Source organism: Spirosoma montaniterrae (assembly GCF_001988955.1).
GTDB lineage: Bacteria > Bacteroidota > Bacteroidia > Cytophagales > Spirosomataceae > Spirosoma > Spirosoma montaniterrae.
In genome coordinates, this window is sequence record NZ_CP014263.1 from 3716745 (window position 1) to 3736965 (window position 20221).

A 20221-nucleotide genomic window follows, 5' to 3' on the forward strand; every position below is an offset into this window, starting at 1 on the left:
AATTTGATTGTCAGGCACTAAAAGAAGCCCGGAAAGAACTTGGCAGAGCCAGAAAAACCCCGTACCTTTGCAATCCTTTTCGGTCGGAAACCGAGAAGATGACAGAAACAGAGGATCAGATCATGAAAAAAGGCATTCACCCGGATTACCGCGACGTGGTATTCCACGACCTGTCGAGCGATTACAAATTTCTGACGCGCTCAACAGTTCAAACCAGAGACACTGTCGAGTTTGAAGGCAAGACCTATCCGCTCGTAAAGATTGAAGTTAGTTCGCAGTCGCACCCGTTCTATACCGGCAAGAACGTACTGCTCGACACAGCGGGCCGCGTTGATAAGTTCCGCAAACGCTACGGCACGAAGTAAAGTATTAGTTTTTTAGTAATAAACCCCACTATACTGGCTATAGTGGGGTTTATTGTGTTTTCCTGGCAAGTTAGAAAAATATATCACCTCATTGTCTGGCTCCTGCCCGTTCAACGGTTCGCTGCGTCGGCTTAGCTGACGATAGCTGGTAGTGAATATGACCGACCGTTAGTAGGTAGCCGACCAGTGCCAGCAGGACAACGATTAAAATAACTTTGGTTGATCGCTTCATTGCTTCGCCAGCTATAGTTTAATAATGCTACAAACTCATATAAAACAACCCCTGCGACGACCAGTTTAACAGGGGTTGTTGCGGTTCGTTGTTTACGCACCATACTGCGGGTTTTGCTTCAAAGCCCGAAGGATTCGCCCACGTTTGTAAGAGAAAAACTTGTACTTACGCCCATCTTTTAGCCGAACGACAAACTTATTAGGGAAAATAAGGAGCGTATTTCGTCGACTCACTTTGGCAATCGAACTGAGCGGTACTTGCACGGCTCTGAACAAATCATTGTGGCAGGGATAGATTTTACCCAGCAGTTTCCAGTCGAAACATTCGGTAGCAGACATGAACCGTAGCGAATCGCTCGTAAGCGTTATGTCACCTTTGACAAAATACAGAAAACCTGGCAGCAGATGCGTTTTCAGTGTAACCGTCTGCGCGGCTGGCGTACCTTCTTTCTTCTCAGCTTTGGCAAACGTACTAACGGTTAGCAGTAACGCTATCAGAGGTGCATGTGTCTTTTTCATTTTTCTATATAGTTCAATTGACAATGGCAAAATCTTCATCGTTGCAATGATGAAGATTTTGCCATTAAATTAACTTAACAGGCACACGATGGGAGCGTACAACTTAAGTTCCCGTTATCATCAATGCACTCTGGACAAAGACAGTCGCCTTGTAGTACGTTGATTATGCCAACAACTCCGCCCACAACCCCTCCGAGAATGACCGTGGCAGCAGCCAACTGTTGCTTGTCGATAATTGGCCTTTTTCTGCTTCGCTTCATAATCCTTCTCACCAACACCCCTGACCAGCATAGCGGGGGTGTTGGTGTTTAGACGGAGCATTTTTACCAACGTCATTGCCAAAGTTCCGGCCCAATCACCCATAAAAGTAGACCCACACAAGTATAGTGTATGGCCGTGTACACAAGCCAATATACAAGTGCTTTCCGTTTATTTTTTATAAAGAACCGGAAAAGCAGAAACGTCAAAATTGATATTACCAACGACGCTAGACCCCAAAATATGTAATTATTCTCCATAGTTTTGAGCCATAAGCCGTTAATTGCACTTACTGTCGCAAGTTTGCATGTCAGTATATAAAGCTGCTTTTGCATCATTCATCTCCTTAACTGTGTTAAGAGCTCTATTAACCAAACAGTTAATATCAACCGCCAATCCACCAATTACGGCGAGCAACTCAACAGTAGCAGTACCTATACCAGGGAAAAAATGCGCCCAGCTCCCTACAACATTCACCGCAGTGAAGGCAAGCCCTCCCTCAAGATGACATACCACTGCGAAGTCCCGCACAGTCTCGTATCTAATATGATTCATGCGGCTATCATACTTGTTTTGCATAATAGTTTTACATTCTTGACACTCTCTATCTTTCTTTTGTTGAGGTGTCTCCATTTCCTCCCCGCCACCACCATTCGGTTCGAGTGTTTGATTGCCCACTGAAGGCATTGTCCATCCACCACCCGAGTAATTCGGCATTGGAGGAGGTGGTGGTGGCAAACGCGGTGCAGTTACCGTCACCGGATCTAAGTCGTACATCGGCGCGTGTACTTCTACGGGTAGAGCGATTGTATCTGAAACAAGATCAGCATCCAAATCTGTTTCTAGCTCCACTGGTTCAGCAACAATTGGCAATTGTTCATCCGAGTTGAGGAAGACCTCTTCATGCAATTTGTCCAGAATCGCATTTGGCTTCTTCTTGAAAATCTTCCAGAAGGGTATGGCCACAGTGATACCGAAGGTGGGAGTTTTAGCTCTGTATCTCTGCGTAGGTGGCCCTTCGGAAGGGAAGGCACAGGCGACTGAGCCATCGCGAAATGGCATAGTAGTATTGAGACCAATACTACTATACTGTAACATTTTCTCATAAATTGCACTTGGTTTTAATGAAACATGAGACCACGCAAGCCGCTTTCCGTCCGGTCCAATGGCGAGAGCGGCTTTGCTGTGCAAATATGAGGAGTCTATTTAGTGTAACGCAATGGGCAAAACTGCCTATTGACAGCGAAAACCGTAGGCAGTTTCTATAACTATAGTAGAAACTGCCTACAGTGTTTAGATTACTCAGTCATTCAGCCAGCCAGAAGGCTACCGAACCCGCAAATACTTTGAGCGCATGTACGCCGGGCAAGCCAAGTTTCTGACTCATCTGGTATTTGTGGTTATCGACCGTCGATACCGATAGATTTAGTTCGACACCAATCTGCCGGGACGTATATCCCTTGGCGACAAGGCGCAGTATCTGCCTATGACGGTCAGATAGCGCATTGACCGCTTCTTGTTTCTGCTGGGTGGTAGTGGCAACACCGCCGAGAATATCGGGCTGATATAGCGATAGCCCTGGCCTACCTGCTCAAAACAGTGCAGCACCTCGGCGGGGTCGCCAATGTTGTCGGGCAGGTAGCCGCTGGCATCAACCTCAATGGCTTTCAAATAGTAAGCAGGCAATGCTGGCACACACACCACGCAGCGCGTTGCCGGGTGCAGGAGTCGGGTTTGCCGGACAAGCTCAAGCCCGGTATTATTGGCGAAAGTGGCTTCAATAAACAGCAGGTAGGGCTTTGTTTGCCGGATAACCGACAGCCAGTCACTGGCTTTTTTGCAGAACGGAAGTACAGTGTAGCCCGCTTCTTCCAATTGGGCTTTCCAATAATTAAGGGCCAATGGCTGGCTTTTTGCCAGTAAAAGAGTTGGATGCATCGCGAGAGTTACGGTGTACAAGACCGACAAAGAAAAGCAATAGCAGGCAACTTTAGTAATCAATTTATTTCATATGATATACGCTTCAAGTAAAGCAGTTTTTGCCACATGACGGCCTTACCTTTGCTGCCATGTCTTTCATACAAACCGATACGTATGCCCTGCGCGGCTATGAATGCGATGCCAACGGGCTGCTGAGTATACCAGCTCTGATGAATTTTATGCAGGAGTCGGCCAACCGCAATGTTATAGATTACGGCATCGGTATCAACGATCTGGCCCAACGCGGCTACGGCTGGATGCTCATGCGCTTCGGCCTGCGAATGCATCAGTATCCACATTACGGCCAACATATCCGGGTTATAACCTACCCGACCTTCGTTGAAAAGTATTTTATTCACCGCGATTTTCGGGTATTGGCCGACGACGATACGTTATTGGCCGATGCCCGCAGCACGTGGCTCGTGTTCAGTACGGAGAAGCGGTCGATGGTGCCGATGCCTGATTTTATCCGCACCCTGACGCCCCCAGCCGACGTTGATTCTCTACCAAAACTGACACTTAAACCCGATTTTCAGGCTATCCCTGTTGTTTCCACAGAAACGCAATCGGTAACGGTCGGTTGGTTCGATATAGACCAGAATCAGCATGTCAACAATGTGTCGTATGTGCAGTGGCTGCTCGAAGCGATGCCAAAAGAGATGTTACAGACAAGCGAATTAGCCGAACTTGACGTAATTTTCCGCAACGAAAGCCACTGGCCCGACCAACTTCTGATTCGCGCTGATGCCGATGATGCGCTGACCTTCCGGCACCGCATCGAACAGGCCGAAACCAGCAAAGACGTGATTCTGGCCCGAAGCCGCTGGCGATAATTTTGACCAAACTAACTATGACCACTTCACCAACTTCAACCACATTAGACGGCGTACTGGCGGGCTGATGCGCCGGTATAGCGAGCGCGTACCCGACGTGCAGGGCGTGATTACCGCCCTCATCGACGCGGGCGTAATTGATTCTGCCGACGACATTGAGAATGACCACATTGCGTTTCGCACGATGGGCGTACCGAACCTCGGTCTGGCGTCTTTCGAGAAAATTTTTCTGCACTACGGCTACCAGAAACGCGACCCGTTCGATTTCAAAGAAAAGAAACTCTCAGCCTACTGGTACGCGCCACCTGCCGGAGAATCCACGCTGGGGGAAAACCTGCCTCGCATCTTCGCCAGCGAGTTGCGGGTACACGAGTTGTCAGACAAGGCGCAGCAGATTATCCACACATATACCGACACCGTTACGAGCGACCCGGTCGATGCACTGGATTTGGACGATGCCGCAGCCGTGGATGCGTTTCTGCACCGCCCACTCTGGCAAACGCCTACCCTGGCCGACTACCAGACACTGCTGGCCGAAAGCGAATATGCCGCGTGGGTGATTTACAACCGCTACTACCTCAACCACTTCACAATCAGCGTACATAACCTCAAACCGGGGTATAATACCATCGACGAGTTTGTGGCGTTTCTGCAAAATCGGGGCTTTAAACTCAACTCGGCGGGGGGCGTTGTCAAGGTCAGCCCCGACGGGGGGCTGCGGCAGGCATCGACCGTTGCGCAGATGATTGAGGCCGACTTTGCCAATGGCGAAACAGCCCGCATCGCCGGTTCGTATGTTGAGTTTGCCGAACGGCGCGTATTGCCGCAATTTGCCGACCTGCCCACCAATAAGCTTGGCCGCGAACACCGGCGCGAAGGATTCGAGACGGGTAACGCTGACAAAATTTTTGAGAGTACGTTTACGACGCAAACGGGTAGATAGAGAAGCGTTTACGGTTTTCGGTTGGTAACAAATCGCCACCAATCGAAAACTGTAAACTGCCATGAGGTACCTGCTTTTTCCCCTTCTCCTGCTCTCGTCTCTGGTGCTGGCGCAGAAAGCCGCACCGGTGGGATTGCAATTATACAGCTTCCGAAATCAGTTTGCGAAAGACGTGCCGGGTACAATGGCAATGGTACGGCAGTTGGGCTTCCGTGAGGTCGAACTGGCCGGTACGTATGGCATGGCTGCGGCTGATTTTGCAGCTTTATTGGCAAAAAATGGTCTGAAAGCCATTGGTACGGGGGCCGATTTTAAGGACTTAGACAATAACGTGCCAAAGGTAGTTCGGGAAGCCAAAGCTCTGGGTGTCAAGTACGTAGTCTGTTTCTGGATTCCGCACAACGGCGATGCGTTTACGGTGCAGGACGCCGACCGGGCCATCGACGTGTTCAACACCGCCGGGCGGCTGCTGGCCGAAAATGGCCTGTCGCTCTGTTACCACACGCATGGCTACGAGTTTCAGACCTACCAGGACGGTACCTTTTTTGATTACTTAGCCGCGAATTTAGACCCTAAAAACTGCAACTTTGAAATGGATGTGTACTGGGTGAAATCGCCCGGCTACGACCCCGTTGCGCTGCTACAGAAATACCCAAAACGTTTCCCGCTAATGCACCTCAAAGACCGCAAACCCGGCACCCCCGATAGCATGAACGGCCACGCCGACGTGGAGTCGAACGTAACGCTGGGGCAGGGCGACGTTGGTATTGCGGCCATTATGAAACAAGCCAAAAAGTCGGGGGTGAAGCATTATTTTATCGAAGACGAATCGTCGCGCTCGATGGAGCAAATGGCTCTCAGTCTGGCCTTTCTGGCGGGGTTGAAGTAATGAGCGAAAAATTAAAAGTGTGATATCATTCCCCGATTTGGGTAGGCACAGGCCGCAACTAAGCATTTTTCACTTTTCATTTTTCACTTTAAACTTCTGCAAATCAGGCTTTCGCGTTCGTTTGCGGCTTGCTTCATACTCGTAGATAATCCGGCCCAGATTGCCCATGAACGGCATACCAACGGTGTCGTAATCATACTTGCTGTCGTTCAGGATTCCATCTTCGTTGGAGTAAATGACAGCCGCCAGCATGAATTCGATACCCTTGTCGAAATCAACGATGTAAGCGTTATCGAGCAGGTAGCCATAGGCATCGCCCACTTTATTGAAAATGCGAATGTTTTTGGGGAACGGCCCCTTCTGATCGCCCGTGAGCAGGAATTTGCAATAGCTATCGTAATACGTCGAATCATAGCGCGGATATGTACTTTCGCGGGGTAATTGCGACAGATGATGGTAAAGAAAATTGTAATCGTCGGTGGTCAGGTTGAAACGCTGTTGGGCCGGAACCGCTTCGGGAAACAACACCGCTTTCAGGATGTTCTGTTGCTCCTCGAGAGCGAAAAAATTCTTTTCGGTAAAGTTGAATGGTTGCCGAACAAGCGTGTCCCGACGCATGAAGCCATCGCCCCGTAGAATCACCCCGTCGGCTTTGGGTGTTCGGTCGCAAACCTGTGCAGGTTGCTGGTAGAGCGTTTTGCCTGTGTTATCAACAAACCGGATCGGGTTGGTTCGGCGATTCTGGTCGGGCGTCATGGCCGATTCGAGCCGGTGAACAATGCGTAGGTTTTCATACCCTTTCGCGTAAAGTTGCTCGTTTATGGCACACTGTCCCAACAACTCATAGAGCCGGTTAAATGCGTCGTTATCGCTTACCAACAAAATTTTTTTAACGTAATGCGCCACCGAAGGCAACCCATTTTGCGCCGTTGTGTCGCGCCGAACAGCGGTTTGCCCGTACCCCGCAGAATCGGTCAGCATGGCCGCATCGCGACTGATTTTCAGTTGGTTTAGTTTCTCCAACGCGAGTAGAGCTGCCGGAAATTTTACGGTGCTGGCCGGGTAGAAATAGCGGGTTTTATCGACCCGGTAACGGTAGGTTTTGAACGAAGGGCGGTTTTGTGCGTCGCGGTCGATTTGCGTGTACAGAATCTGCACGTCGTATTTGGCCGGGTTACGTACAATTGGCCCGAACAGATCGGCATTTTTAGCGAGCAGGTCGGCCAGGAGTTTGTCGGTCTGCTGAGCCGAGGATTTAAACGCAGAGATGCAGAGGTAGACGCAGAGAACACAGAGAAATCTCAGCGATCTCTGCGTTAAACTCATGTTAACTCTGCGTTTAAAAAACATACTCATATACAGCGTTGGCTAAGGTTTGGATATCATCGACGGTATGAAACGCGCTGATGACGATGCGGGTATTGGCCCGGTCGTTGACAGTCGGGTAAGCGAATGAATAAACCAAAATACCCCGTTCGAGCAGAAACGAATATAAGTCGTCTTGTTCGGTGAAGAAAACCGGATAGCCCGGCGCGTGGTGAAACAGGCCGGTAGGCATCAGTAATTTTTCGGCCAGCCGGATGTTTTCGTACAATCGGTCGCGACCTTCGGCGTAGAGCGCGTCGGCGTGCAGAAACGCGTCGGCATAAGCGGGTGGCATAGGCGAGCAAGCCCCAAAAAACGCGGTTTGGCGCAGGGAATTAATTGTCCCGGCACTGCTGAATACCGCGCCCCCCGGCAAACCCATGCCTTTTGCCAGCGAGGCCGTCACCAGCAAACTAACATTTTGTTTATGAACCAGTTGCGGCCAGATACCGCGCCCGTCGTTCAGCACACCCAGCCCGTGCGAATCATCAACGACCAGCGTAATCGGGCGGTCGTCAGGCAACTCCGGTAGCCAGTCGAACGAATAATAGTCCGACCGAACGCCGTTTACCGAATTAGTCAGGATTGCTACCGGGCCGGGCGGCAACGAGCGTATTTGAACGGGCAGCCGATGTGCCCAGTCGGCAAACGGCAGCGTGGGTGGCTGGACATCGGGGTCGTGCCACAGAGCCGGATGTGCGTAGGGTCCATAGATGAACGTTGCCCGCTGCCCCCGCAGGTAGTTGACAATCACTTGCCCGGCCATCATCCCCGACGATAACGTTAGCGCGGCTTCGGCCCCAACCCAGCGGGCCAGTTTTGCCTCGGCTTCGTCGTACACGTTCAGTTGCAGATTACCGTTTCGCGAACTGCCAAAGGCCGTACCATATCGCGCCATACTGTCTGTCAGCAACGCCCGAAACGCCGGAGATTGTGGCAAACCCAGGTAAGCGGTTCCACTGAAAAACAGATAGTTACGCCCCTCATACGTGATTTCGCGATCAGGAATATGGTCTATAAATATCGGTTTACTCGTTCGCTCGTTCAATTCCATTGCGGCACACATTCACGTTTTTTAAGAAATTAGCCGCGCCCCGGTGCCATTCTCATCGGCATAAACAATGTGTCCCTGCTCAATGGTAACGCCAGCGGCAGGGTCGTTGGCAATGAGCAGCGAACCGTCGAGATCGGCGTAATCGAGCAGGGGCAGCAGTTGGGCAATGGCCGAAATACCCACACTCGACTCGGTCATACAGCCAACCATTACGCTAAGGCCACGTTGCCGGGCATCGGTAATCATACGTCGGGCGGGTGTCAGCCCTCCGCATTTCATGAGTTTGATATTGACACCGTGGAAATGACCCGCACACCGGGCCACGTCGGTTTCTGTGATGCAACTTTCGTCGGCAATAATTGGCAGGGGCGACTGTTCATAAACGCGCTTTGCCCCGGCCCAATCGTTGGCGGGCAGGGGTTGTTCAATAAACTCAACGCCGAGCGCGGCTAATTCGGGGGCGTAGGCCAGCGTTTGGTCGGCAGTCCAGCCACAGTTGGCATCGACCCGAAAGCGCGAATCGGTATGCTGACGCAGCAGCCGCACGGTGTCGAGGTCTGCATCGCCCTTTCCTAATTTGATTTTGTAGAGGGGCCACGGCCATTCGAGCATTTTTTCGAGCATGCGCCCGGGCGTGTCGAGGCCAATGGTGTAGTTGGTAATTGGGCTGCGGGCGGGGTCAAGTTTCCAGCATTGGTAGAGGGGTTTGCCCTGTTTTTTGGCCCACAGGTCCCATGCAGCCTGATCGAGCGCACAAAGCGCGAACGGGTTTTGCGCCAGATGCGGCTGCATCTCGGCCCAAAACTGTTCAGGATCAGTTAGTTCGTGCTGTTCCACAAGTGGCCGAAGCGACTCTAACAGGGCTGCCATACCCTCGACCGTGAACCCGTAGTAGCGCGTGGCCGTAGCTTCGCCATAGCCAGCAAAAGACCCGTCGCGCAGGTCAATGATAAGCGTTGGCTGCACGTCGCGGCTATCGTGGGCAATGGTAAACGTATGTCGTAAACGCAGGTCGAACGAGTGAAGGTAAAGTTGCATGTAGCAAAGATACTACAACTCCACCAACCCGTGCCGAACGGCTTCCATGACCATGCCAACGCGGGTACGCACACTCATTTTCTGAAAACCACCTCCCGATAACCATCTACAGTGCGTGGGCTAACGCACATCTTATCCGCTATCTCGTTGTATGTCAGTTCACTACAGGCCATCTTCAGAAAATCGAACTCCCGATTGTTTAGCCCAAACGAGGTGTTATGGCCGGGTGTTTCGGGTGTGTGCAGGCTGCGGATGAGTTGCTTCGTCAAAAAATCGGAGTAGTAAAATCCTTTGTCCATTACGTCGTCGAGTGCCCGGCGCAGCTCTGCCGAGCGGCATCCTTTGAGCAGGTATCCCCGTGCGCCATTACGCAGCATACGCACGATGTGTTCTTCGCGGTCGGTCATCGACAAAGCCAGCACCCGAATCGACGGATAGAGTTGCCGAAGTTGGTCGGCTGTTTCAAAGCCATCCATTTCGGGCATGTTCAGGTCTACCAACACAATGTCGGGCAACCGATTGGCGTAGCGCAGTTGGTTGAGCAGATCACGACCATTGTCGGCCAGGAGCAGTACGTCATAATTTTCAAATTTCTGAATCAGATTAGAGAAGGCTTCGGCCACTAAATGGTGGTCGTCGGCAATGGCGATGGATACGGGCATGGCATAGAGAGGATAAGATTGACGACCAGAAAGTTAGGTGATCAATCGACCCTATGCAATACCGGAATCGGGGGATATTTTATGCGATTTACACGTTAATTCACCGAATTACGCGGCAGGGTAACACACACGCGGGTACCTGCGTCGGGTCGGCTCTCGATGGCGCAGGCACCATGCAGGAGTTTGGCCCGGCGTTGTAGGTTACTAAGCCCCGAACCGGCCCGGTCAATGAGTCGGGCGTTTACCTCATCGACCCGAAAGCCATCGCCGTTATCGCTGACAGTCAGCGTAAATGAGTCAGGCTGGTAGTCGACCAAAACGATTAGCATACTGGCATGGGCGTGTTTCATGGCGTTGTTGAGCGACTCCTGCGCTATTCGCAGCAATACGGTTTCGGCCTGTTCGCCCAGCGAGAAAGGTTCGCCGGTAGTTTGCAACTGCGTTTGTACGCGTCCAACCCGCTGAATCCGTTCGAGTTCGAGCGTCAGACTGGGTAAAAACCCAAACCGCCGAACGGTGTTATGATCGAGTGTTTTCGCCAGCGACCGCACGTCGGCAATAATCGTATCAATTACCTCGCGGGTTTGCTGCACCGATTGTTGCGCGGTTTCCCCTTCCACTTCGTCTTCCAATTGGTTCAGCCGCATAACGGCCACCGTGAGCAATTGGCCCACGTTATCGTGCAATTCTTCGGCAACCTGGAGCAGCGTATGGTTTTGGGTTTCGAGCTGGGTTTGCAGCAGTTCACGCTCGAAGTCTGCTTGCATAGCCTGTTTTTCGCGCGTGGATTCCCGTTGCCGACGGTGGTAATAGAAGATAAAGCTTACGCTGAAAAGCGCCATCAAAAGCACGACGACTGTGCCGGTTACTACCAATACAATATCGTAGTTATTAGTATCAGTCATGGGCAGGGAAACGAACAAAACCCGTTACGATAATTGTCAGATAGAGCAAATAATTAAATGTATAACCTGCATAGTAAAAGCCAGTCAGTATGTCATGGTGGTGTTTTTCAATATAATTATAGCAACTCAATATGAAGAAATTGCCGGCAAAGTAGAAGAACAGCCCGGTAACAATCCAGAAAGTTCGGTCCTTCTCAGGCCGATACGGTTGTTTGTAGGTTAAGATGGTTCGGAAAAAGGCAAAACAAAAGACAATCATAAAGAGGTGTTCTGTCATGAAGGCCAGTGCGCAATATTCTGTGACGGGTTCCCATGTTAGTACATAAAGCAGCCATAGAAGCCAGTACACCGGTACTGACGCCAACACCACTCTTATAGCTGTCTTACTTGTGAGCGTGTAGAAGAAAAAAGCGGCTAACAGCCCATATCCTATACATGCGAACAGATGGTATATCAGATAGTTATCTCGACCTAAACCATAATGAATGTAAAGCGAACCAAACTCGGTGGTGAAGTGAGCGGCTGCGAAAAGTAGCAGCACTTTTAAATTCTTCGTCAGGGTTTTATAGCCAAAAAGCAAAGTGCCTATAGAAAGCACAATCAGGAGTAGATAGATTTTATCATAAATAATTACTTTATCAATCCAGGCAGGCATCGTTATTCATAGGTTTGAAAGGATATCGGCAACGGCTTATGCCGTTGCCGACTATCGCTTGTCCGGTTTAGAAACGTTCGGCATTACATCGACCTACTCATCAGGGGCAGGCAGACGATGGGCAATCGATTAATTGCACCAGCGCATCATCGGCCAGAATTGCTTTTCTTTCGGAATCTGCTGCCGATACCATCACAAAAATTTTTGTTGCGTCGGGTTCTTTTTTAACCAGATCGACGCGGACACCGCCAAATTGTGGCGATCTCATAAGTGAGTTCAGCACTGCTGTGCCTACCGTTGCAGCAGTGAAAGGTACAGGCTCAAAGACAGGTTCATTCTGGTAGTAGGCTTTGTATTCCTGTAGAACCTCTGCTGGAATTTCGTCTACCACGATACCTTGTTCATCGATTATTTTAGCCATGAGAGATAAGTGAATTGGGGGTTAATTTAATCGCTGCCAAGCTACAGTAAATAATGATTTTCTGCCAACAGGAAGCGTTCTTTCAAGATAAAGACAAAAATTAACAGTCTAATTATCAGTATTTTAAATAGAAAATATGTACCAAATACCGCTTTTACTGAAGAAAATACGGGAAATCTCCCGTATGGAAACCCGTCTTTTTCACTGGCTGATTTAGGGCCAATATCCCCTATATTTTTTCTCGTCGCGAGCGCACATTTGTCCTGTTGATTCTATCTATGTCATTTCCGCATCACCTTTCCTGAAACGCGCAACCGCCTGACAATTTGTTGGGCGGTTGTTTTATATACCGAGTATACCTTCAGCGCGTTTGACGATGAATAAAATTACCTCATTATCAAACTATTATTAAAATGCTTCTTTTCAAATAAATCTAAACTTGTACCCTCAACCGTAAGTTAGGCAAATGATCGATCATATTCGGTACACATTTTTCACGTTGAAAACCAAATAACATGAAGTTGTTCAAATTTGCCCTTTCGCTTGTTGCACTGCTGGCCGTTGGTCAGGCGGGTTTTGCTCAGGAAAAAACAGTGACGGTTGGCGGTGCCCCGATGTACCCGTCCAAGAATATAATTGAAAATGCGGTAAACTCGAAAGATCACACCACGCTCGTAGCCGCTGTAAAGGCCGCCGGGTTGGTCGAAACGCTATCGGGTCCAGGCCCGTTTACGGTGTTTGCACCGACCAACGGAGCCTTCGACAAACTGCCTAAAGGTACGGTTGAAACGCTGGTAAAACCCGAAAACAAAACCATGTTGACGGGTATTCTGACCAACCACGTGGTGGCTGGCAAAGTGAGTGCTACCGACTTGGTGGGCATGATTAAGAAAGACGGCGGCAAAACCATGATCAAAACCGTGGGCGGTGGTACGCTGACGGCCATGCTGAAAGGCGACAAGGTTCAGATTACAGACGCGAAAGGTGGCGTTTCTACGGTGACAATCGCCGACGTCAACCAGTCGAACGGCGTTATTCACGTTATCGACACCGTGCTGATGCCGTAAAATCTTCTGCTTCTATCAAGACCAGATAGCCAAAACGCCCCGCAGCACATTGTTGCGGGGCGTTTTGGCTATTGTCGGCACCAGTATTCAACGCATTATTTTCGGTCAAAATTCTGGGTTAGAAAAGGCGCGTCGGCTTTAGACCAGCCTTGCCGGGCCAGTTGCTGTTCGCGTTGGGCAGTGGCTGCATCGCCTTTCTGAGCGGCAAGGCGGGCAAGGGCAAAGTGCGTACCGGGATAGGCTGGGTCGTGCTCGGCCAAGAGTTTGGTTGACGCTTCGGCAAGGTCGAACAGGTTCAGTTGCCAGGCTACCTGCACAATGGTCTCCAACTGAAACAGTGCTTCGGCCCAGGGGTCAGGACCATATTGTGCGCGGGCAGTAGCCTGAAATTTGCGTATCTCAATCAACCCTTTGTCGCGCTCAGCGGGGTCAGATAGAGCGATTAGGGCCGACAAAAATTTGGGATGCGGCTCAAGCCACGACGAGAGCCGATTGCTCTTGTCGTGTTTCTTAGCTTCTTTCAACGCACTCATCGATGCCTTCAGCGACTGCCGGGCGGGGTCGAGTTGCCCTTGTTTCAACTGAATCATCCCAACCAGACAATGCCCAATGGCCTGTTCGCCGGGGGTTTGGGCAGTGGTTAACTGGATAGCCATCGGCAGGGCTTCGGCATCACGATTTTGCTTAATGAGCAGGGCCGGGTAACCCATTTTGTTGTAAAACGTCTGCGCCCGGTTTATGGGCCTTTCGGTCTCGTACCGCTCTTTTACCAGTGCTTCGGCTTCGCTTATACGTCCCTGATACTGATAGCACAGAGCCAGTAAGGATATGTTGTGGATGTGATGCCAGTCATACATCGACGGATAACCTTCTGTTTTGTAGAGATTCCGCTCGATACCATCGGTCTGTTTCATCTGAGCAATGGCCTCGTCCACATTACCGGTTTTCATCAGGTCATGGGCATACATATGCAGCGAATGGGCCAGATTAGGAGCCATACTCGCATAGACTTTGCCGTGTTCGAGTGCCCTCTGGTAATCGGCCCTACCCTCGTAGGCATGAATCAGAAAATGGTGTGCCGAAGGGTGATTTGGGAACTTCCGCAACACATTTTCATAGATAGCAATACCCGCCTTCGATGAACCCTGCCCGCGTCCGATGCCAGCCCTTCATAGGCATTTCCGGCCATGAGCCAGAGTTCAGCATCCTGCGGAAAACGCTTTACCTGCCGCTTTATAGCCGAACGATACTCATTCAGCAAGGTTTTGTTGTGAAGCGAATCAACGGCTTTCAGTTGAACAAACCGCAGCTCGACATGCGCCTGCTCACGTTCTGATGCAAATTGGGCCAGTTTTTGGGCAGCTTCAGCCGATTCGTAGGCAGCCTTATTGTCGTCTAACTCCATAAAAACCCGACTCAGGCCAACGTGAGCCATCACCATCGTCGAATCATGGCGAAGGGCTTCATGAAACGAGCGGGCCGCTTCAATCAGCGCGTAGCCGTGCAAATACCCCATACCCTGCTCAAAATAGGCTTGAGCTTTCTCACTTTTTGACGACGTTAACGTAGCAAACTGCCCCACCCCCGACCGTAGCACGACGGTCTGTTTCAGCAGTGCATCAGGAACCCCGCCCACATGCGACAAGCCACAAACCGGAATCTGACTCAGGTCTCGGACTAAACTTTCTTCAGATGGGCGACTTTCAGGTTCAAAAAAGTTGCTCAGCAGCCTGGCGAGCAGCAAAACGGGCAGGAATGAATATAGATGAACGCGCTTCATGCTCAAACAGACGTGATGTATGCAGAAAGGTAGCAACTACCTGACTCACAGTCAAGTTAATTTGAGTAATGGGAAAATTACGTTGATTTTTTGCCAATGGCGATGCGTTTAGTTTTGAGCAATTAGTCGCTCTGTTTCCAATACGAGCCAATCAACATCAGCCGTGTAAGGATTGGCTTTAAGGTAGCTAATCCAAAACGTAAGAATGGCAATGGCGGGTGGATTACTACGTTTCAGCTCTTTAAACAGCCGACCAAACTTTTGTGCATTAGAGTCTTCTCTGTCGCTTTTGGCGGTCTTTGTCAGATCGCAGAGCTTTTCCAGATTATCAGGAAGATCGAAATCTGGTAGCGACAGACTGGCAACACTGGCTGTATTCAAAATCCACCTTTCCATAGCCGGTCGAATCATGATCAAATAATGGTGTTCCGTCTGATGTCTAAGCAGTTGCAGAAAACCGTCAAGCTCACAGACAAGCTGACATTCATCTAAGTACTTGAGTGCTTTTTTGTCTTTGTCGATGATCCCCAGGGCAAAATCACCCCTTAACTTCTTCATGGCTTTCTCGACGTTAGAACACCCATGCTGATGATTGTATCTGACTTTGGGTGGTTCTAACGTCTTTACCAGCCGGGTATCAATGTAGCACTCAGGGATAATATGCTGGTCCATCAATCAAGAAATGAGTCGCCATTAAAAAACAGGTCCATACCATACCGGTACACCTCTCTGATTTCGTCGGTGGTCAATCCTTTCACGGTCGTTTGCCCATCTTTGAAATCGACCATAAAGATGCCGAGGTCATCAATTGCTTCAGTCAGAAACTGTTCTACAATCAGCGGGCTGTGCGTAACAATGAAGAACTGATTGGTAGTTGACTTGACCACTTCGTGCGTAAATTCAGAAATATACGGCGGATACGCGTGGGCTTCCGGCTCCTCGAACAGCAGCACCGAATTCTGGTTAGACGCAACGGCTGTTTTGTAAAAGATAATACGCTGGAGTGTATCGGCGACGGAGGAATACGGCAACTGGAAAACCTCATCTTCCCCTTTTTCCTTCTGCACTTTCAGCGATTGACTGGCTGTATCAAGGACTAAACGCAAGCCGTACTGCCGAAACCATTGGGCGTAAGTTTGGCGGAGTTCGGGCATTATTTCGAGAACGCTCAGAAGATTAGAGCCGTAGGGAGGTTGTAAATAATGACTACTGTTTTTTTTGGGTTTTATAGACGTTATAAACTTGTAAAACTTAATAATTGACTTACTTGACTTAGGAGCCTTTATCAACTTTAAATTAAAGTCGATAACCCAATTGGGTTTAGGTAGAAGTACCCTGAAATCATTTCCTCTGCCCTCAGTACTGAACAAATCGTTAATTTCTCCTAATAACGCCCTTTTCAGCGGCTCAAATTTTATAAGGCAGATATTACTTAAAGGATTCTCCCTTGTCCTTGTAATGACATATGCTTCTTTAGAAATATCACCCTCCCAAAAAATCTCAACAGTATTCTCCAGTCTTACCAAATCCGTCAACTTCTTCGACCCTTCCCACACATACGGCAAGCTAAACAGCGACAACGCTTCGAGAATATTAGACTTGCCGACGTTCGGGCGACCGAGAAACAAGTTGATACGCTTGAAGCCGCTGACGCTCAGTTCGCGGATGGATTTGAAATTGCGGATGTCGATCTGGTCGATGAAATGATCCATGTAATCTGATGCTTTTCGGGCCTAAGTTAGCAACCGAAGTGTCGGACCGCAAAAAAGACGGTCGTTCATACAACCGTCCGGGCTTTCCATACCCTATTGACGTTGCTTTGTCGTATGGCCGGCGCGAGGGAGACGCAAAGGGCGATGGCTGACGCACAGGAGACGCAAAGGGTTGCGTCTCTACAGATACCATCCGGCGGGCGTAGAGACGCAACCCTTTGCGTCTCCTGTGCGTCAGCCGCACGCCAGCCATACGCCCCACCTAATTCAATATCGTATTATTTGCTTGGTAGCCTTGCGGCTGGGCGGGCATGAAGGCCCGCCCTACGTTTAGTACGCCAGCACGGGGGCCAGCCAGCGTTCTACGTCTTCGATGGGCATGTCTTTGCGCAGGGCGTAATCCAGCACCTGATCTTTGCTGATTTTACCCACAGCGAAATACTTCGATTCGGGGTGGCTGAAGTAGAAGCCGCTCACCGATGAGGCCGGGTACATCGCGAAACTTTCGGTTAGTTCGATGCCCGCTTTGCCCGCGTCGAGCAACTCGAACAGCGTGGCCTTTTCGGTATGGTCGGGGCAGGCGGGATAGCCGGGGGCGGGCCTGATGCCCCGGTATTTTTCTTTGATAAGCTCGTCGTTGCTCAGTTTTTCACCGGTCGCATAGGGCCAAAACTCGGTACGAACGCGCTCGTGCATCCGCTCGGCAAAAGCTTCGGCTAAGCGGTCGGCGAGGGCTTTCACCATGATACTGTTGTAATCGTCGTGTTCGCGCTCGTAGCGTTCCAGTAACGCTTCGATGCCAATGCCCGCCGTAACGGCAAACGCACCGATGTAATCTTCACGCCCACAGTCGAGCGGAGCCACAAAATCGGCCAAGCAGAAATTGGGCAGACCCGGTGCTTTCTGATTCTGCTGGCGCAGGAAATGCAGCACGGTGCGGGTGTCGTATACGAGCGTTCCAGCGGTCGATACGCTCATCAGGGCCGGATTTTCGGCGCGGCTGATTTTGTATTCGATATGTCGATGCGTACCGTGCCGCTCACAGGGAACGTCGCGAATTTCTTCGGCATACTCGTGCAGTAGCACGTCGTCGTCGGTGCTGTTGGCGGGGTAAAAGCCTACTACGGCTTTGGCTTGTAAGGATTTGTTGGCGATGATTTCCTGCAACAGTTGGTTGGCATCGTCGAACAGTTTGCGGGCCTCCTGCCCTACTACCGCATCCTCGAAAATGGCGGGGTATTTACCGCTCAACTGCCACGTCTGGAAGAAGGGCGTCCAGTCGATGTATTTTGCCAGTTCGGCAATGTCATAGTCCTCAAAATAGCGATTGCCGAGAAAAGCCGGTTTCGTTGGCTCAAACGCGCTCCAGTCGATGGTCGTGCGATTGGCGCGGGCCTTTTCAATGGTAAGCAGGTTTTTCTCTTTCTGCCGCCTGGCGTGTTCGTCGCGAAGTTTGGCGTATTCGGCTTTAATTTCGCGGAAAATTTCTTCTTTCGTGCCATCGGTATCGCTCACCAACCGGCCAGCAACCGGTACGCTCCGACTGGCATCGAGTACGTGAATCACCGGCCCCGAATAGTGCGGGTCGATTTTTACGGCGGTGTGCATCCGCGAGGTAGTAGCCCCGCCAATGAGCAGCGGAATCGTAAAACCCTGCCGCTCCATTTCTTTCGCTACGCCGACCATCTCATCGAGCGAGGGCGTAATCAGGCCGCTCAAGCCAATAATATCGACGTTTTGTTTACGGGCCTCGTCCAGAATCTTCTGGGTGGGCACCATCACGCCGAGGTCAATCACTTCGTAGTTATTACAGCCCAGCACCACGCCGACAATGTTTTTGCCAATGTCGTGCACGTCGCCCTTCACGGTGGCGAGCAGAATTTTTCCGGCATTCGTAGACGTATCCCCCCAATGAGCTTTTCGGCTTCGATGAACGGAGTCAGATACGCTACGGCCTTTTTCATAACCCGCGCCGATTTCACTACCTGCGGCAGAAACATTTTGCCTTCGCCAAACAGGTCGCCCACCACGTTCATACCGTCCATGAGTGGACCTTCGATAACGTGCAATGGCCGCTCGACCTGCTGACGGGCTTCTTCTACGTCCTGATCGATAAAGTCGGTAATGCCTTTTACGAGCGCGTGTTTCAGCCGTTCGCGAACGGGTTCACTGCGCCAGGCATCATCCTGAACAATGACTTTCCCTTTGGCTTTCACCGTTTCGGCAAACTCCACGAGCCGCTCCGTAGCATCGGGACGGCGGTTGAGCAGCACGTCTTCACACCGTTCGAGCAGATCTTTCGGAATACTGTCGTACACCTCCAACTGCCCGGCATTCACGATGCCCATATCCAGCCCGGCGCGGATGGCGTGATACAAAAACGCCGAGTGCATGGCCTCACGCACGACATCGTTACCCCGGAACGAGAACGAAATATTCGATACGCCACCGCTCACCTTCGCCAGTGGCAGATTTTGTTTGATCCAGCGCGTGGCATTGATGAAGTCAACGGCGTAGTTATTGTGTTCGTCGATGCCCGTTGCAACAGTCAGAATGTTGGGGTCGAAGATAATGTCCTGCGGGGCAAAGTTGACTTTATCGACCAGAATCCGGTAGGCCCGTTCGCAGATTTGAATGCGCCGTTCGTAGGAGTCGGCCTGCCCGGTTTCGTCAAACGCCATGACCACGGTTGCCGCGCCGTAACGTTTGATGAGTTGTGCCCGCTCGATAAATGCTTCTTCGCCTTCTTTCAGTGAAATGGAGTTCACGATGGCCTTGCCCTGCACACACTTCAGGCCCGCTTCGATGACCTCCCACTTTGAGGAGTCGATCATGACCGGCACCCGCGCAATGTCGGGTTCCGACGCAATCAGGTTCAGGAACGTGGTCATGGCCTCCACCGAGTCGAGCATGCCTTCGTCCATATTTACGTCAATCACCTGCGCCCCGCCTTCTACCTGCCCACGCGCAATGCTCAGGGCTTCGTCGTAGTTGCCTTCTTTGATAAGCCGCGCAAATTTCTTCGAGCCGGTTACGTTGGTCCGTTCGCCGACGTTCAGGAAGTTGGTTTGTTCGGTGATTTTCAGCGGTTCCAGTCCGCTCAGTTTCTGGTATGGTTCGGGTTGGGGCAGTTGTCGGGGCGGGTACCTGGCTGCCACGTCGGCAATGGCGCGGATGTGCGCGGGCGTAGAGCCGCAACAGCCGCCCACAATATTGACGAAGCTATCGCGGATGAAGCCCTCGATTTGGGCGGCCATCATATCGGGCGTTTCGTCGTACTCGCCAAACGCATTCGGCAAACCGGCGTTTGGATAAGCCGACGTAAAGAAGGGAGCTTCTTTGGCGAGCGTCTGAATGTAGGGCCGCATCGGTTCGGCACCGAGGGCGCAGTTCAGCCCCACGCTCAGCAGCGGCAGGTGCGAGATGGAATACAAAAACGCTTCGGTCGTTTGCCCCGACAGCGTCCGGCCACTGGCATCGGTGATGGTACCGGAGACCATGATGGGGAGATACCCCACCCCCAGCCCCTCCCCGTTAGGGAGGG

Annotated in this window: 20 protein-coding genes and 2 pseudogenes; 5 read left to right on the plus strand and 17 right to left on the minus strand. The window is 51.0% G+C overall.

Going from position 1 to position 20221, the window contains the following annotated elements; genetic code table 11:
• The first annotated feature begins 122 nt into the window (after positions 1–122).
• Positions 123–365: a type B 50S ribosomal protein L31 gene (locus tag AWR27_RS16080; protein WP_077134029.1), complete on the plus strand. Its 243-nt coding sequence runs from the start codon at positions 123–125 to the stop codon at positions 363–365.
• Positions 366–453: 88 nt separating this feature from the next.
• Here the strand turns inward: AWR27_RS16080 and AWR27_RS25345 are convergent, their stop codons facing one another.
• The 5 genes from AWR27_RS25345 to AWR27_RS25805 all read right to left on the minus strand — a co-directional run bounded on the left by AWR27_RS25345 (position 454) and on the right by AWR27_RS25805 (position 3311).
• A complete protein-coding gene (locus AWR27_RS25345; RefSeq protein WP_157579245.1) occupies positions 454–597 on the minus strand; it encodes a hypothetical protein in 144 nt (47 codons plus the stop codon).
• A 92-nt stretch (positions 598–689) separates the two neighbouring features.
• Positions 690–1115: a hypothetical protein gene (locus AWR27_RS16085; RefSeq protein WP_198045018.1), complete on the minus strand. Its 426-nt coding sequence runs from the start codon at positions 1113–1115 to the stop codon at positions 690–692.
• A 537-nt stretch (positions 1116–1652) separates the two neighbouring features.
• Positions 1653–2564, minus strand: coding sequence for a hypothetical protein (locus AWR27_RS16095; protein ID WP_157579246.1), 912 nt, complete (start codon positions 2562–2564; stop codon positions 1653–1655).
• Between the two features lie 115 nt (positions 2565–2679).
• Positions 2680–2853: a response regulator transcription factor gene (locus tag AWR27_RS26140; protein ID WP_418346642.1), complete on the minus strand. Its 174-nt coding sequence runs from the start codon at positions 2851–2853 to the stop codon at positions 2680–2682.
• Positions 2799–3311, minus strand: coding sequence for an ANTAR domain-containing protein (locus tag AWR27_RS25805; protein ID WP_157579247.1), 513 nt, complete (start codon positions 3309–3311; stop codon positions 2799–2801). Before AWR27_RS25805 ends, AWR27_RS26140 begins: the two co-directional genes overlap by 55 nt.
• 131 nt (positions 3312–3442) lie before the next feature.
• On the opposite strand from AWR27_RS25805, the gene AWR27_RS16110 reads away from it, so the two are divergent.
• The 3 genes and pseudogenes from AWR27_RS16110 to AWR27_RS16120 all read left to right on the plus strand — a co-directional run bounded on the left by AWR27_RS16110 (position 3443) and on the right by AWR27_RS16120 (position 6018).
• The gene (locus tag AWR27_RS16110) at positions 3443–4186 is read left to right on the plus strand and encodes an acyl-[acyl-carrier-protein] thioesterase (protein ID WP_077132118.1); all 744 of its coding nucleotides are present in this window, start codon (positions 3443–3445) and stop codon (positions 4184–4186) included.
• 17 nt (positions 4187–4203) lie between these two features.
• Positions 4204–5129 (plus strand): annotated as a pseudogene (locus AWR27_RS16115) (2-oxoadipate dioxygenase/decarboxylase family protein).
• 61 nt (positions 5130–5190) lie between these two features.
• Positions 5191–6018, plus strand: coding sequence for a sugar phosphate isomerase/epimerase family protein (locus tag AWR27_RS16120; RefSeq protein WP_077132120.1), 828 nt, complete (start codon positions 5191–5193; stop codon positions 6016–6018).
• 69 nt (positions 6019–6087) lie between these two features.
• On the opposite strand, the gene AWR27_RS16125 is transcribed toward AWR27_RS16120, so the two are convergent.
• From AWR27_RS16125 to AWR27_RS16155, 7 genes are all read right to left on the minus strand, one after another.
• Positions 6088–7344, minus strand: a complete 1257-nt coding sequence (locus AWR27_RS16125; RefSeq protein ID WP_077132121.1) for a serine hydrolase — start codon at positions 7342–7344, stop codon at positions 6088–6090.
• 13 nt (positions 7345–7357) lie between these two features.
• Positions 7358–8323: an aminotransferase class I/II-fold pyridoxal phosphate-dependent enzyme gene (locus AWR27_RS16130; RefSeq protein WP_335695389.1), complete on the minus strand. Its 966-nt coding sequence runs from the start codon at positions 8321–8323 to the stop codon at positions 7358–7360.
• A 135-nt stretch (positions 8324–8458) separates the two neighbouring features.
• On the minus strand, positions 8459–9475 hold the full coding sequence (locus AWR27_RS16135; RefSeq protein WP_077132123.1) for a dipeptide epimerase: 1017 nt from the start codon (positions 9473–9475) through the stop codon (positions 8459–8461).
• 74 nt (positions 9476–9549) lie between these two features.
• Positions 9550–10137, minus strand: coding sequence for a response regulator transcription factor (locus AWR27_RS16140; protein ID WP_335695390.1), 588 nt, complete (start codon positions 10135–10137; stop codon positions 9550–9552).
• A gap of 95 nt (positions 10138–10232) precedes the next feature.
• The gene (locus AWR27_RS16145; protein WP_232325850.1) at positions 10233–10904 is read right to left on the minus strand and encodes a sensor histidine kinase; all 672 of its coding nucleotides are present in this window, start codon (positions 10902–10904) and stop codon (positions 10233–10235) included.
• Positions 10905–11034: 130 nt separating this feature from the next.
• Entirely contained in the window at positions 11035–11697 is a 663-nt protein-coding gene (locus AWR27_RS16150; protein ID WP_077132125.1) for a hypothetical protein, read from the minus strand.
• 100 nt (positions 11698–11797) lie between these two features.
• Positions 11798–12118: a hypothetical protein gene (locus AWR27_RS16155; protein WP_077132126.1), complete on the minus strand. Its 321-nt coding sequence runs from the start codon at positions 12116–12118 to the stop codon at positions 11798–11800.
• 515 nt (positions 12119–12633) lie between these two features.
• On the opposite strand from AWR27_RS16155, the gene AWR27_RS16160 reads away from it, so the two are divergent.
• On the plus strand, positions 12634–13185 hold the full coding sequence (locus AWR27_RS16160; protein ID WP_077132127.1) for a fasciclin domain-containing protein: 552 nt from the start codon (positions 12634–12636) through the stop codon (positions 13183–13185).
• A gap of 95 nt (positions 13186–13280) precedes the next feature.
• Here AWR27_RS16160 and AWR27_RS16165 read toward each other — a convergent pair whose 3' ends face one another.
• The 5 genes and pseudogenes from AWR27_RS16165 to metH form a co-directional block, all read right to left on the minus strand.
• Entirely contained in the window at positions 13281–14291 is a 1011-nt protein-coding gene (locus AWR27_RS16165) for a tetratricopeptide repeat protein (protein ID WP_157579248.1), read from the minus strand.
• Positions 14249–14965: a tetratricopeptide repeat protein gene (locus AWR27_RS16170; RefSeq protein WP_077132129.1), complete on the minus strand. Its 717-nt coding sequence runs from the start codon at positions 14963–14965 to the stop codon at positions 14249–14251. The genes AWR27_RS16165 and AWR27_RS16170 overlap by 43 nt, the downstream gene beginning before the upstream one ends.
• 108 nt (positions 14966–15073) lie before the next feature.
• Positions 15074–15523 (minus strand): hypothetical protein, encoded by a 450-nt coding sequence (locus AWR27_RS16175; protein WP_157579249.1) that lies wholly within the window; start codon positions 15521–15523, stop codon positions 15074–15076.
• Positions 15524–15636: 113 nt separating this feature from the next.
• Entirely contained in the window at positions 15637–16677 is a 1041-nt protein-coding gene (locus AWR27_RS16180) for an AAA family ATPase (protein ID WP_077132131.1), read from the minus strand.
• Positions 16678–17007: 330 nt separating this feature from the next.
• A pseudogene (gene metH / locus AWR27_RS26200) lies at positions 17008–20186 on the minus strand (methionine synthase); the annotation flags it as partial.
• Positions 20187–20221: the final 35 nt, after the last annotated feature.